The 15,227-nt window shown below is 51.4% G+C and carries 6 protein-coding genes; 5 read left to right on the top strand and 1 reads right to left on the bottom strand.

All coding sequences use genetic code 11. The annotated features are described in order from the left end of the window. Positions 1-269 precede the first annotated feature (269 nt). The 5 genes from ACN0YH_RS17065 (at position 270) to ACN0YH_RS17045 (ending at position 9,975) form a co-directional block, all read left to right on the top strand. The gene (locus ACN0YH_RS17065; RefSeq protein WP_417380786.1) at positions 270-698 is read left to right on the top strand and encodes a BlaI/MecI/CopY family transcriptional regulator; all 429 of its coding nucleotides are present in this window, start codon (positions 270-272) and stop codon (positions 696-698) included. Between the two features lie 65 nt (positions 699-763). Continuing rightward, complete coding sequence (locus ACN0YH_RS17060; protein WP_417380785.1) at positions 764-4,102, top strand: M56 family metallopeptidase; 3,339 nt, start codon at positions 764-766, stop codon at positions 4,100-4,102. A 129-nt stretch (positions 4,103-4,231) separates the two neighbouring features. Beyond that, positions 4,232-5,506: a DUF1800 domain-containing protein gene (locus ACN0YH_RS17055; protein ID WP_417380860.1), complete on the top strand. Its 1,275-nt coding sequence runs from the start codon at positions 4,232-4,234 to the stop codon at positions 5,504-5,506. Positions 5,507-5,528: 22 nt separating this feature from the next. After that, positions 5,529-6,716, top strand: a complete 1,188-nt coding sequence (locus tag ACN0YH_RS17050; protein WP_417380784.1) for a DUF1501 domain-containing protein — start codon at positions 5,529-5,531, stop codon at positions 6,714-6,716. Between the two features lie 514 nt (positions 6,717-7,230). After that, complete coding sequence (locus ACN0YH_RS17045; RefSeq protein ID WP_417380783.1) at positions 7,231-9,975, top strand: hypothetical protein; 2,745 nt, start codon at positions 7,231-7,233, stop codon at positions 9,973-9,975. Positions 9,976-10,186: 211 nt separating this feature from the next. On the opposite strand, the gene ACN0YH_RS17040 is transcribed toward ACN0YH_RS17045, so the two are convergent. After that, complete coding sequence (locus ACN0YH_RS17040; protein ID WP_417380782.1) at positions 10,187-15,226, bottom strand: carboxypeptidase regulatory-like domain-containing protein; 5,040 nt, start codon at positions 15,224-15,226, stop codon at positions 10,187-10,189. Between the last annotated feature and the right edge of the window lies 1 nt (position 15,227).

The following is a 15,227-nucleotide window of genomic DNA, read 5'->3' as shown; positions in this document are numbered from 1 at the left end:
CATACTCTCCTGAACCCCGATTAAGAATTCCAGTCTGGCTCTGAGAGTGTCTTAAGCAACTCTCTCACAACTCGATGCTGGATAAATCCATTGCCCACCGACATCGCCCCGATCATGGTCAGAAACATCACGAACAACGATTCCCGGGATTCTGAAAATACTTCCAGATCGTCTTGACAGCACCACACCTCACTGTTACATTTTGTAACACTACATCTTGTAACACTTCTTGATTACCATTTTTAATGTGACATAATGGAATCTCTGTCATGGCAAAGTCAACCAGGAAACAACCGGCACTCAGCCCTCTTGAACATGCTGTCATGCAGATCGTATGGAGTGGTCAGCCAATGACGGGCGAAGATGTCCGTGAGTGCATGGATGCAACGCATGGCTTGAAAACCTCGACCGTGCGCACATTACTACGCCGACTGGAAGTAAAAGGCTATGTCGCCCACGATGTCGAAGGACGAACTTACATTTACCGAGCGACCGTAGAACAAACCAATGTTGCCGCTTCCGCCGTCCGGTCTATTGTGGACAAGTTCTGTTCAGGGTCGGTCGAGAACCTGCTGGTCGGACTGGTTGACGACAAGTTAATCTCTTCAGAACGGTTACAGGAACTGGCACAACAGATTGCAGCCGCTGAAGAAGAACAGGCAAAACAGAAGAAGCCAAAACGCACGAAGCGTAATTAAAACATACTGAAGCAACGAATTAGTTCGTTCGCAGTGTTTGATCCCTATCTGATCGGAGAGACCCGATGTTTCAGATCTCAAGCCAATGGATGCTGTTCCTGCTGGATATTTCAGTCAAAGCCCTGTTGCTGGCGGGGATTGCCGGTCTCTCTCTGAAATTGCTGAACGTGCTGGACTCCAACATACGGCATCGCGTCTGGTCGGGTGTACTGGCAGGTATGTTACTGCTCCCCCTGCTGGCGCTGGCTCTGCCCACCATCCCACTCTCGGTCCCTGTCGGTTGGACGAAATTCGGATCAACCGTAGAGCACGCACCAGTCGAACCCGCGCAGGTAGCCAGTAACAATCTGAATTCCATCAGCGCCTCGTCTGAAAGCGATCCCGTTGAAAATCGTGCAATGCCAGTCAACCTGGCAGAAAACCGAACATATCCGACATCCCAGGTTAAGGAAGTCGTAGACGCATCAGTCCCTGCTTCAGACAGATCATACGCACGTAAGGCACAGGTGATTCCCGGTTCGCTTTTGATGTTCTGGATCGCCGTGAGCCTGCTGTTTACTTTCAGGCTGATCGCCGGACTCTGGTCGTCCTCACAAATCTTACGTCGCGCAACAATTCTGGATGGACCACGAATTCAGAACTGCCACGCTGAACTTTCGCCAGCAATCTTAAGACGAATACCCGCCATCCGCGAAAGCCAGGAAATACGCGTACCTGTTACCATTGGATGGATCTCCCCCACAGTCCTGCTGCCCGAAGAATGGCATACCTGGACGCACGAAAAACTGAGTGCCATCGTGGCGCATGAATTCACTCACGTGGCCAGGCGAGACTTCTTTGTAACCCTGGCGGCTGAACTGAATCGCTGTCTGTACTGGTTTCATCCGGTTTCCTGGTGGTTGCGCACGCGCTTGTCAGACCTGGCTGAGGAAGCCTGCGATGACGCCGCCATCAGCCACACCGGTGATCGCACCGGTTATGCACGGCATTTACTGGAAATAGCGACATCGCTGTCAACGGGATGTGGACAACGCGTGCATCCAGGTGTATCCATGGCACGCACATCCAACGTAGAATCACGAATCGCCACAATCCTGGACTTTAAAAGACCACTTTCACAACACCTGACCTGGCGCAGCACAGCAGCCATTACGTTAATAACCATACCCATTATCATCGCCGCAGCGGCAATTCATCCCGCTTCGGCAGTCGCAACGCCTGCAGAACCATCTGTGACAACGGTAAGCGCCCCTGATTCGGCCGACGCTGAAACAGTTCGCATTCAGGGTCAGGTCACTGACACCAGTGGCAAGTCGATCCCTGATGCAACCGTGCGACTTTATCGCCTGCAGGCCCCAGAATGGTACGCCGCAAGTGATACTTCCACGCTCATCACTGAATTAAAAGTTGATAGTTCAGGTCGTTTCGATCAACGCGTTCCCAAAAATATGGTCATGATTAAGCCTGGTAAAATTCGAAGCTGGCCGATCCTTCTGGTCTCCGCTCCCGACTACGCTTACTCCACCTTCCAGGCCAAATCGGTGACTCACTTTTTTGCAGGCAAGACATCCGTTTTTCCTGGTTTTCTAAAACAGTCGCTCACCATCCAACTTCGCCCCGCTGTCACAATTCACGGACAGTTACTTTCCATCGAAGGCCAGCCTGTTGAAGGCGTAAGTGTCTCCGTCTTCAAGGTCGGGCGTCCGGATCCCGCAGGATTCGACGAGTGGCTTCAGCAGACTTCAAAAGTCCCACCGCTCAAGGCAGATGACCGCGCCATGCTGGTGGGAGGGTCTGTCTCTCAATCAGCTTACTTCCCCTGTCCTCAATTCCATCTGCCTCTACAATCTGTTCCGCCTGTCGTGACAAACAGCTCAGGCAGTTTCGAACTGTCAGGCTTAGCCGCAAAAGACGATCTTGTAATTCTCAGAATCAAAGGCAAAGGGATTACTGACACAATTATTCACGTTCTTGCCCGCGAGATGCAACCGGTTTACGGAAGCCATTATGCAAATATAAGCAGTGCCGGTCCTTATTATGGTCGCAGGTTTGATTTCATCACCCAGCCCAGCGTGCCCGTCTATGGCGTCGTCCGTGATATCGAAACCAGACAACCTCTTGCCGGCATCCCGGTTGCCGTCGGGGGAGTGTATGGAGCAACAATGTCCCACGAAGGTTATATTTCAGTAAAGACAGACGAACAAGGACGTTATCGTATCGAGGGGCTTCCCATTCCCCCGGTGGGAATTAGAAAATACGATCGCAACAGACTTGCTATCCGCCCTGGTAAGCTGCCTTACATTGAAACCGATTCGATTCCCGTTCCCCGTGGTGATGGAATCAATCCGGTTGAGTTTAATATTGAACTCCGGCGTGCGGTAATGGCTAAAGGCAGGATCACTGACAAGACTAACGGTGAACCGATTGCAGCAGCAGAAATCTACTACGCACCTTATATAAAAAACGAGAACTGTGATCATTTTCAGCGCTATGCTGATGGTTCTCGCAGTTTGCTGGGGAATCACGACACCAGGTACCTGAGCGACGCGCATGGCTACTTTGAGATCCCCGTGATTCCCGGTCGCGGGGTAATCGGAGCCACAATCAATGGAGGAGAATATATTCCAGGTTATGGTTCCGATAATATTGAGGCGTATCAGGGAAAAGATCCGAGTCAATTGCCAATCATGCTGTCAGACCATCTGGTCCCTTCCCTGTTCCACTCGCTCAAGGAAATTGAGGTCCCGGTCGACAAATCTGAGTTTGATCTATCGATGTATGTGGATCCCGGTATCTCGTTGACTGTCAACTTCGTGGATCCACAGGGTAAACCCGTCAAAGGTGTCTGGGGAAATGGACTCAACGGCTCTCTTCAGGGGAAGACAATTCAGGATGACCATGCCCAGGCAACAGGTCTGGAAATCGGTAAAATTCGCCCAATGAACTTCACTGACAACGCCAACAAACTCACCCGCTTCCTGCGTCTGATTCCTGAAAAAGGACAGACACATCTCACTGTTAAATTGTTCCCTCCCAGTCGACTCACAGGACGGCTCATCGACCCGCAAGGCCGGCCACTGGCAAATGTATTCTTGGAAACGCGACATCAGAACGACCCGCATATGGTAGGATCACTACCTGGGACTCAAACCGACGACAAGGGTCGATTCGATTATACTTTACCTACAGGCACCAACTATAAAATTCTTGCCCGCACGGACAACAACTACTTTGTCATTGTGAAGGACCTCGAAAACCCAACGCCCAAAAACATTGATCTAAGCGACCTGGTTCTTGATCCGGAAGCGGAAGACTGGTCACAGGCGAAAGCAAAAAGTAAACCAGTCATTACAGAACTGGCCTCCGAAGCTATAGAGAATCAAGCACCAGATTCAGGCACGTAAGAATAATTTTCCTGGAGTCATACTGACAAGAATCGAAAACCAGCTTTTCAACAGAAGACGATTATGAGTGCCTGGTAACATTATCAACCGACAGCGCAGCAACCCTGGACTCCAGGCCGTGCCGTCCACCTGCACCGTCGCTGCATTTTCGGGGCAACCTGGAATGAACTGCAGCGTGATCTTAGTGGCAATCCGCAGGATGCAGTCAGTCGGGTCCTCTCGAATGAAGTCCGCATCGACGGCATCCCGGATGACTTCACACGTCTCGCCGACCTCATCGGCAATGCCGCCACGCAGCAACCTAATGCAGAGCGGCTCAAAGCCTGGTGGATTTATCGTGTCCTCTTGACCCCTGCCCCGCTGCAGGAACGACTGACATTGATGTGGCACAACCACTTCGCCACCAGTAACTTAAAAGTTAAAAGCCTGCCATATATGCAGCAGCAAAACGAAACAATACGAAAATACGCGGCAGCTCCCTTCGGTGACCTGTTACACGCCATGCTGCAAGACCCGGCTCTGCTGATCTGGCTGGATGCCCCATCGAACCGCCGCGGACATGCAAATGAAAACCTGAGCCGGGAACTCATGGAACTCTTCACGCTCGGAATCGGCAACTACACCGAAACCGACGTAAAAAACGCAGCCCGCGCGCTGACCGGGATTACAGTAAAAGATGCGCGTTTTCATTTTGATCCCCGTCGACACGATGACGGGGAACAGACCATTTTCGCCAAGACAGGGAACTTCGATGTGGATCAGCTTGCGGAGATTCTGCTGCAACAGCCTGCCACTTCCAAACGTCTTGCCGATCGACTGATCGCCGAATTCTTTGGTGAAGGCATCGTCAGCGAATCAGCACACCATAAACTGGCCTTACAACTTCGGAGATCAAATCTCGACATCGGTAAGGCAGTTGAGACCATGCTACGCTCCCAGCTGTTCTTTTCCGATGCGAATATCAACTCCCGTATCAGTGATCCACTCTCGCTCCTGATCACACCGCTACGTGCACTCGAATTATTCACTCCCCCACCCAGTACGCTTGCCTTAAGTGAGTGGTTAAACCGTATGGGCCTGGATCTGTTCTATCCCCCCAATGTCGCCGGTTGGCCAGGCGGGCGTTCGTGGCTGACGACACGGACCGTGATCGCCCGTGCGAACTATGCAGCTGCGATTATTTCGGGAGACATCTATCGACCTGCGAGTGTTCCCGATCTACCCGCACTGTCAAAGAAACACGCCGTCACCAAGCCTGACGAATTCGAGAAGGAGATGAACACCTTGTTGCTCGGTGACGTGAATTTAATACAGGCAAATGAATCAATTACTCCCAGCGCGTCTTCGCGTGAAGCCAACAGTCTGCTGACGCTACTCAGCGGATTCCATGCACATCTGCATTAAGTACAGGAAAACGGAGACTACTATGTTAAATCGACGAAGCTTCCTGAACCAGTCGTCTTTACTGTCACTGTCTCCTTTGATCCCCGCATTCCTTTCGCAAACTGCACAAGGATCTGCAGCAAGCAAGGACGATCGCATCCTGGTGGTCATTCAACTTGATGGTGGCAATGATGGCTTAAATACGGTCGTCCCCTTCGCCGATGAGAACTACGGCAAATACCGTGACAAACTGCGCATCGACAAAAAAGACATCATCAGACTCAACGATTCCCTGGGCCTCCCCCCCGCCATGAAAGCCGCGGGGGAATTATTCGACGACAATCAACTGGCCATCATCCCCGGCGTAGGCTACCCCAACCCAAACAGATCACATTTTCGCAGCATGGCGATCTGGCATTCCGCCCGTTTGCAGTCTGCCGATCACACTGGTCAGGGCTGGCTCGGTCGCGCCCTTGATCAGACGAAGCAGCCTGGTAATACGGCACCTGACGCGGTTTTCGCTGGTGAGAGCGCTCTTCCCGCCGCCATCATCGGACGTCGAACCAACGCCATCGCGCTGAATAATGAACGGGAACTCATATTAGCCTCAAAATTAGCGGCACCGGGCAAACCGAAGCCTGATGACGATCTGCAGAACTTCGTCCAAAGCACAGTCAGCTCTTCCTATGTAGCTGCAAAACAATTCGCAGCATCAGTAAAAACCCAGTCCAACGACAATACTCGCTTTCCCAACTATCGCCTGGCGCGCAAACTGCGGTTGATTGCCCGCATTATTCGCCTGGGTGGTGGCACGCGTATCTTTTACGTATCTCAACCCGGCTACGATACTCACTCCGCGCAGAAGTATGCTCACGAACGAATGCTGACAGAGTTCAGCCGCTCCCTCAAAGCGTTTCTCGTTGATATCAGGCAAGCGGGTCTCAGCGATCGCATCATGGTAATGGCGTTCAGTGAATTCGGACGTCGCGTCCAGGAAAATGCTTCGGCAGGAACCGACCATGGCACCTCAGGCCCGGTCTTCATTGCAGGAGAATCAGTCAAATCCGGGATATTGAACGATTGCCCTTCCCTCGTCGACCTCGCAGACGGCGACTTGAAATCAACAATCGACTTCCGCCGCATTTATTCATCACTGCTCTCCGACTGGCTCAACATCGATGCCACACTCCCCCTGGGCGGAAAATTCAAGCCTCTGAAAGTGGTAACCTGACGCCGAATCACTGGAGACGCTGAAGCACAAGCATATCACTGAGTCCTGTAATCGACGTCATTTAATAGTAGTTGGAGAAATCGATCGTTTTTGGGGACTCCACTCCAGCGATGGTCGGTTCGTCGCATCGGAAGATTCATCAGGCTGAGGCCAGTTTTACTGTAGCGAACCATCAATTTCGAACAGAAATCGAAAATCGAAGTAAAAGTCGATTCCAGCGAAATCCCGTGAAGTTCAATGCCCGCTATTCAGACGATTCAGTTCTCCCCCGTAAGACACCCAGCTTTCAAGTCCCGGTAAAAACATGTTTTACACTTTGCCTGAGAATAAGCATGCGTAAAAAACCTCATTGAGGATTATACACCAGCCATACTGTGGACCTCATTTTGATTTGTCCATTTGATAATGGCACGTTACAATTTATAAAGAGAGTGACAATAAAATAGCGAACATCGATTGTCATATAGCATTTAAAGCTAGATATGGAACTACGTTTACTTTTACGGAGTGTGAGATGCTTTCCTGGAATCGTACTCTGGTAATTGGCTTGATTTTGTTCATCGTCACTCTTGCAAAGAATGCTTACGCTGAGGAAGAGCAACTCTTTATTCAGCGATGGGGGCTCGCTTCCGCCGATAGTGTTTGCGACTATGATCCTGAATCAGGATATCTGCTGACAAGACACCAGGCAACCGCTGTTTTGTGGGATGTAAAAACGGGACTGGCGTTGCGGCACTATCCGTTCAATACCAGAAATTTCTCTGCAAGGTTTCTGCAAAACGATCGAGTGTTATTGAAATCATCAGAGATGGTGAGGCTGTTGAATAAGGAAAATGGAGAAGTCATTCGCGATATCGACCTCGCGAAGTACAAATACTCCAATTATTCTAACATCCTGTTGATCAACAAAGGACAGCCCATTTTCGTCGCTTCCTGCGGACCAGAAACAATTCGTGTCTGGAATCTGGAAACAGGTGATACCCTCAACGAATTTCCGACAGAAGGTGATATCAGCGCAGCGAAGCTCTCACCTGATCGACAGTTATTGTTAGCAGGTTCTGATAACATTGGAATTCTATGGAATTTAAAAACAGGTAAAGTACAACAACGGTTCTGTTCTCCCATTCCGATTCACACTGTTGAGTTCAACGACGATGGCAGCAAATTTCTAACCATAGGATCAGGCGAATTCTGGTACACACCGCGTGTGATCGTCTGGGAGACAGCGTCCGCATTTCCCTTGCTCTCCATTCCACGAACTGCACTTTATGCATCCTTTGTGAATGATGATATTTTGTTGAATTACCCCCAGGGAAAAGTTGAACTCTGGCCCTTGGATCGGCATAAAAAAGCCCCTCCCAAAGAGAAATGGCCGACCTATCAATCATCAGCAGACAATCGCTGGTGGGTCACAAAGAATCATTGGCGGTTGCATGTTGATTCTAAGCAGAAAACCATAAGCCTGCATGGCCCGTTACCGGATTCTCCTGCGATTGAGATCCCCACCCAGACGTCGTTGTTTGCGGCAGCAAACCATCTTCCCCTGGCATTCTCTCCATCAGGTCGCTGGCTGCTGACAGGCAAATCAGGCTGGGGGGATCCTTGGCAACCGAGTGCAATCTGGGATCTGAAACAGGGGGAGTTGAAATATCATTTGAAGAATATCGACTATGGATCTTTTCACCCAACTGAAGACAAAGTACTTCTTCGGGATAATGAATTAAGAATCATGGACCTGACCTCAGGCGAGGTCCTGCAATCACTGCAAAGAAAAAAAGGAGACTCTTACTTTGAAGGGGCATTCACGTCTGCTCAGTTTTCTAAAGATGGGAAACACGTGCTCATCTCAACGGGAGACTGGTATGACGGAAACGGAGGAGGAATTCTCATCTGGAATCTTCAGACTGGTAAAATTGAACGAGACTATGCCAGATCGAGCAAAGCAGTCATCTACGCCGGTTGGAACTCAGATCAATCGAGAATCGTCGCTGCACTGACAACAGGAAACGATGGAAGAGCCGGCATAGACGAGATCAGAGTGATCGATGCCAGGTCTGGAGGGTCGCTGCAAACGAGGATGTTTCCTGATCCAGGGATCGGAGTCGGCGGCGTTAATCCGTTAGGGAATTTGATTTCAGCAACTTCCTACAAGTTGATTAGAAACAAATTGCCAGCCAACGGTTCGACTATGCAATACACGACTTCTTTACTGGCAATTGACGATCTCGAACAAAACCGCGCCGACTTACCCGGGCAACATCTCTTCTGGAACAGGAATGGCAGCATTGCCGGATACATCCCGAGTCGCGGCAAGCTGAGCTTCTTCGATCTGCAAGAAAATGAGACTCTTTACTCGCGCGCGACTTCGTTGAGCCAGTGGTCAAAACTTCTCTTTCACCCCGGTCAACTTCTCATCGCAGGTTCACCAGGAACTCCACGTCAATCGGTGGAGACTGTCAGTGATTCTGTCGGCTTTGAAAAGACTCTGACTGGTGATCTGGAGGCAGAATTGTTCCTCTTTTACGGCTCTGATGATTGGCTTATTAAAACGAATTCCGGATTCGTGAACGGATCGCCCGGTGGATTACGCCGCGCAACAAGTCGAGTCCCCGGGACGCTAAAAGTCATTAACGGAGCCGACATCACTGATTCTATCACCAGGCCTGAGGCGGTCAGCGAAGCGCTGACTCAATCGCTTTCGAATGACTTAAGCCTAAAAGCAGAACTAAAACAGTTACCACAGCGCGACATTCCAATCCTCGCCGCAACCCCCAAGGAAAAACCGCAAAGGTATGACGCCCCCACAAAACGGCTCAAAGAGTTCTCCGAGAAACTGAAATCTGCAGGGGCAAAAATCAAACAGGCTCAATTCAGCGGGATCACCTACGTGCATCTTGAAGGTCATCCCGTCACCGACGACCTCATCAAAAATCTTCGCTGGGCTGGAAAAATTGATCGCCTCTATCTGGCAGAGACCGGAATCACCGATCAACAACTCGATGGAATTGGTATTCTGAAGGATGTCAAAAAAATGTCGCTGTGGGGAAATCCGATTACCGACGCCGGTCTGTCAGAGCTGACTGCCATGTGGAGTCTGGAAGTCCTGGACATACATGACACCAGGATCACTGCAGCCGGTTTGAATCAGTTGCGAATGCTTCCGGGCCTGAAAACGCTCATCATCCCAGCGAGTATCAATACTAATGAGCTTGCTCCATTGAGAAATCAGCTACCTGATTTGGATCTTCTTCTACGATAAAAAGAGCGATCTTGAATCATTTCACTGACGGTTTCAGAGAGTCTAACCATCATATTAATTATCATTAGGCGCTGTGTCTGGAGTGTTTTGACACTTAGGTTGAGAAACAGTTGCCTGTTTCAAACACCGACTGCTGTGGTCGGTTGTTTCATTCCGACGCGCGTTAGACTGTGCGCGATTAGATCAACTGACTTACTTCTTCAAGCGTCCGCTATTCGGCCGGTAACTGCAGCACTAGCGGCGATTCTTCGACCACCGTCGCATACAACGGGGCACCGCCACTTTCCGGATGGACCCTAAACTTTTCAATCACAACGGAGTCCGGTATCGCCAGGCTGAAGTTTCCTTGTTCGTCAGTAGGTGCCATACTATAGACTCGGTTACCACTGATTGCCGAAACCTTCATTCCGGCCACCGGTTCGTTTTTGAAGTCAAGCAAACGCCCCACTCTTCGCTGGTTCTGGATCAGTTCCAGCGTCGGCAGGTCGTAGGTTTCGACATTTTTTGGAACATTGACCGGGTTTTGCCAGCCGGCACGTTCAACGGACCAGTCTCTATAAGCATCAGGTCGTGCGATCAACTGCTGACGAACCTGTCCCGGTAACGCGAGTACTTCAAAGCGACCGTCAGCATCAGTCAGAACCTGTTGGCCCTGACGAAATGAACCGTAGGAAACATACACTAAGCCACCTGCCACCGGTCGAGCATCCGTTCTCGTTTGTACTCGTCCGCGGATCCGGACTGTTGGTTCGTAAGTGATCTCAACTTTCGTCGTGTCACCAGCGTGAATCTGTAAGCCGCTGGGCACGCGCGGACGCAAAGGTAACGCCGAATTGTCGGGAACAGACGGAACCAGTTCAATCGCTCCTTCTGCAAGCTCTGGTACGACAAATCGCCCCTCTTCGTCGGTCTTCACTAACGCCGTCGCGGAGCTGTGTTCTCCCAGAAAGTCTTCCTGGTAAACATAGAATCTTGCATTTCTGATTGCCTCCGGCTTATCAGAGATGAGCTTACCTTCCAGACGTCCCGTCGGCCTCAGGACAAACGTGCGGATCGCCGGGGCGTCGGCTGAATCTTTCAATCGCAACTGTTGGATTCCATAACCCGCTGCCGTTACCTGAACAGTAAATAATCGATCGCGTCCAACTGCCGGTAGCGAGGCGCGGCCATTTTTATCTGATGTTGCCGCAATCATCTTCCGAATTGGCCTGGGAATAATATCATAACTGCCGACCCGGAAATGGAGTGGTTCAACCAACGCTCCAGCCACTGGCGTGCCGTCCGTTGTTTCCACGATGAAACCTGTATCAGAAGCGGGCTGTAGTATGAAATCCACTGGTTTCTCGGAAGTGCGTTTGATTTGTCCATAGGCGGAGGCCGCCGCGATCTGGCGACCTGCTGCGTGGCACCAGACAACCGACCCAAGAGAAATGCTTCCCGGTTTTGCCACTCCGGCAGGTACAAACAGTGAATAATTTCCTTCGCTGTCGGTCGTCGCCTCCTGGTAAGTATCATCGGGAAAATGATGTTTAAGAATCCAGAGTTTTGCGCCTGCGACGCTTTTACCCGCTTTATCTGTGACGCGACCTGTAATCACAATATCCGCATTGTCATTCACAGGTGTCTTGACCGCGGCCGCTGATGTCACTGGAACCTTCGACTCCGGATCAACGGTAGACGACAACGCGGGTTCCGTCTTTTTCTTCGGCTGCAGCGGCGGTTTGCTTTTTGAACCAATATTCAACATCAGAGTCTTGCCGGATTCCACGGTGACGGGAATCCGTTTGACAACATGAGTACTTCTGGCGGATGAGCCTGAGATAGGAGTTGACGGACCGTAAAGCTGAAGTTGATATTCACCAGGAGGGATGTTGCGAACTTCGTAGCTACCGTCAGACTTTGGTGCTCCCCCTCGATGAATACCAGACCGCCCGCTCAGTGCGACTTGGCTAATGTCTGGGTATTTCTCAGCGTCAATGATGCCACGTACAGATCCCGCAGCCACCGCATTGACGACCAGATTGCTCCGTTGTGCCGGTTCAAGGCTGGCGATTCCTGGCAGCCGGCTTCGAGAGACTCCTCCCCCCCAATAGACCAGCTCAATGTCCTGACCTGGAAACACCTTGGGAAACGCAAAGCGACCGTCGGCGTTCGATGTCGTCTTCAGGAACTGCAGAACATTATCCGTCCGTTTAACCTGTCCGCTGGTAATCATTTCCCAATTGAACGGGAACTTATCCCGCGGAAACGGGCGTTTTTTCGCCGCGACGATCAACCTGAGTTGCACGCCTGGCACCGGATTCCGGTCTTCGTTCAGCAACTGCCCCGAGACGGAAAGATAATCTGATTTGTCGATCTTTTTCAAACGAAATTCGACGGTTTTCGCATCTTTGTCGGTTGTCGCCACAATGCGACGCCGAACGGAACGCAGATAGCCATCCGCCACCACGGTGACCTGCAGCGGCATTTTCTGTGTCAGAGCATCCAGACGGAACATGCCGTTGGGAACGACAAATGTTTCACCGGGATCCACCCGCGATGAGATAATCGACGTTGACGGATCATCGGGCTCGCGATCGGGTGAGAAAGTGATCTGTACTTTAAACGGAGACACCGGTTTTCCGGTTTCGTCGTCGACGACTTTGCCGCGAATCACACCTTCGCTCAACAGAGTAATCGTGACGTCATCACGATCCGGTGGCAGTAGCTTATTCTGAATTACTGAATACCCCGACTTACTGAATTCCAGGAACGTATCGGTAGTCAGTGAGTCCAGAGCAAACTGCCCCTTGCCGTCAGTCTTTGTATTTTTGCGGGCCCCCCATGCACTTCCTGGCAGTCGATCTGCAACAACGCGGACATCCTTGAGTGGTTGCCCCTTTTCGTCAACGACCGTTCCGAACAACTTGCGCCCCGGTTTAAGTGTAATCGAAACCTGGCCGGGCTTTGCTTGTGGGCCGGGCGTAAATCGGATCTGCTGCGGAGCGTAGCCACTCGCTTCCACCGTCAGTTGATGACCACGATAACTTCGGAAGACGTTGTCGAGCCGGAATGAACCATCGATTTCTGTGGTTGTTTTTCGCTGGTCGCGTGATGAATTTCCGTGATTTGAAATTTCGGCTCCGGCGATCGGTTTTCCGTTTGTATCCACCACCGTTCCCTGAACAGAGCCTCCATCAGGTCGTTTCGCCAGCGTGATATCCTGCCGCTGTCGTTTGCCAGCAGCCACGGTCATCACAACGTTCTGTTGCAGTGGCTGGTAGTCGTCTTTCGATACGAGTAATCGCAACCCATTAATGGGAAGGTATTCGAAGTGGTATTCACCTTTCGCATTTGTTTTCATGTATTCGATTTGACCGCCGGAATGATCAGATGGAAAAACGCTGACACCAGCCTGCGGTACCACATCACCGGCTTCATCACGCACAACTCCAGATAATTCTGCACCTGGTTCCAGTATGGCCTGCACTTCGCCTGTTTCCGCTCCCGTCAGGTTGAGAGTATGGACCTGTTCAGCGTATCCCTTTGCCTGTACTTCGATCGTCCATGCTTCAGGAGTTAGCCCGCGAAGCGCGACCTGGCCATTGGCGTCCGTCGAATGATCGCGTTCTGTATCGGTCCATGTCAGTCGCACACGGGCATTGGGAATTGGTTGTTGAGTTTCCGCCGAAACGACTTTGACTTTCATTGCCGGGACCTTCTGCAGTTTCAGCAACAGAGGCTTACCTTTAACGTCAACTGTCTCACCTTGATAACGTTTGGTTCGCGACGAGAGATCTTGAGCATAAACGTACGCGGCGATGCGATGCTTGCCGTCTGCTAAACCCTCGAACAAAAACTGACCTTCAGTATTCGTCTGCGCGGTCTTCGTGCTGTACTTCGTATTGTTTGCGCGCCATGACATGAGCCGGACTTCGGCATCAGCGACTGGGGTACCGTCAGGCATCACCACTTTTCCGGTGACCGTATGCGTCTCTGGATCCAGTGTTTTCTGTCTGGGTTCTTCAACCGCTGGCTCAACTGGGGCTCGTGTAACTGGAGCTGGTTCCTTCGTCGCTGGCTTTGAACCCGTTCCTGCTGCATCAGTATTTGGCGCGGCAATGGCGACCGGGACAGCGGACAGCCCCCCCGTGACGATTGCTACAGTCGCGATCAGGCTGGCCAGAAGTAAAGAACGAAACCAGCCAACTCGGGTAGCCAGAGGCCGACCGTCATCCAGAATACGGTTCACGCGTTCTTCCACAATTGGCTTCGCGCCCATACCGATACCAGTTGGTTGATAGCGGGCCGCTCCGGAAGCTAGACGTGACGCCATATCCACGAGAATCTGCGCGTACGTAGTTCGCTGCCCCGTGGTACGAATCACTTCATCATCGCACGCCTGTTCGGCAAGTTCATTAATATGCCAGCGCAGCAGCCATGCCAATGGATGAAACCAGTACACTGCGGCATTCAGAGTTGTTGCGAGCAAAACCCACGTGTCTCGCCGGCGCACGTGCTCTGCTTCATGAGCTACGGCAACCTGCACAACGGAAGCGTCCCATGTATGCCAGTCGGCAGGCAGAATAACTGCAGGACGCCACAAACCCAGAGTCAGCGGCACCAGCACATGGTCTGATTCCATAATTCTGTCGAACATTGGTGAGCCATCTTCGCAGGCAGGCAGGTCAATAGATCGCGATTGATGAATCATGCGACGGGAATGAACGAACCCGACAATGATGCGAGTCAGCAGTAACGCGACTCCAAGCGCATAGAGTCCCCCCAAGGCAAACAGCGACCAGCTACGTCCAACCGGTACCGGTTTCATTGAAGCCTCTGGTGCTGCGCTGGGCGACTCAACTGGTAACGAGGGAAACGCAGCGTCCTCAATGATCGGCACGGAACTCACAGGTGACAGGTCCTGTATCGGAAGCACAACATTCGGGGAGATTTCCGGAATCGCGGGTTGGGGTAGTGGCTCCTGTAACACAGCCACTGTCGGCAGTCTTACTGCTTCAGCATTAATGGGGGAAGGATCTGACAGCCAGGTGACAGGCACCCCAATTACCGGAGCGATCAATACGATTCCCGGCAGCACTAACATACAACCCAACACGAGCGTCCAGACTCGGTGCTTGACAGTAACGCTGTTTACGCGAAATAACTTCAGGGTGATCCACACCGTCACCGCCAGTAAAATGGACTTGAAACTGACGTTCAGCAATAGTGCGAGCAATGATTCAACCCCCAGAGATTCGATTGCAAACATC

It is taken from the genome of Gimesia sp., from assembly GCF_048262075.1.
Classification (GTDB): Bacteria; Planctomycetota; Planctomycetia; order Planctomycetales; family Planctomycetaceae; genus Gimesia.
The sequence above is the reverse complement of the archived record's forward strand: the minus strand, read 5'-3'. Positions and strand labels throughout refer to the sequence as shown.